At 68.3% G+C, this 259-nt stretch carries 1 protein-coding gene; it reads right to left on the reverse strand.

Annotation, left to right across the window (positions count from 1 at the left end):
• Positions 1 to 259 (reverse strand): tetratricopeptide repeat protein (locus tag ABZ192_RS12215; protein WP_356924413.1); only part of this gene is annotated, 259 nt, incomplete at both ends.

The following is a 259-nucleotide window of genomic DNA, read 5'->3' on the forward strand; positions in this document are numbered from 1 at the left end:
GGTGGTCTCCGGTCCCGGCGAGGTGGTTGGCGAGGTTGTTGAGTGAGGTAGCGAGGTGGGGGAGGTAGGCGGCGGGGTTGGTGTGGGTGAGTTGGCGCCGGATGCGTACGGCTTCGTGGGCGGGTTCGAGGGCGCCTTGGTGGTCTCCGGTCCCGGCGAGGCGGTTGGCGAGGTTGTTGAGTGAGGTAGCGAGGTGGGGGAGGTAGGCGGCGGGGTTGGTGTGGGTGAGTTGGCGCCGGATGCGTACGGCTTCGTGGTA

Source organism: Streptomyces sp. NPDC006235 (assembly GCF_040613735.1).
GTDB lineage: Bacteria > Actinomycetota > Actinomycetes > Streptomycetales > Streptomycetaceae > Streptomyces.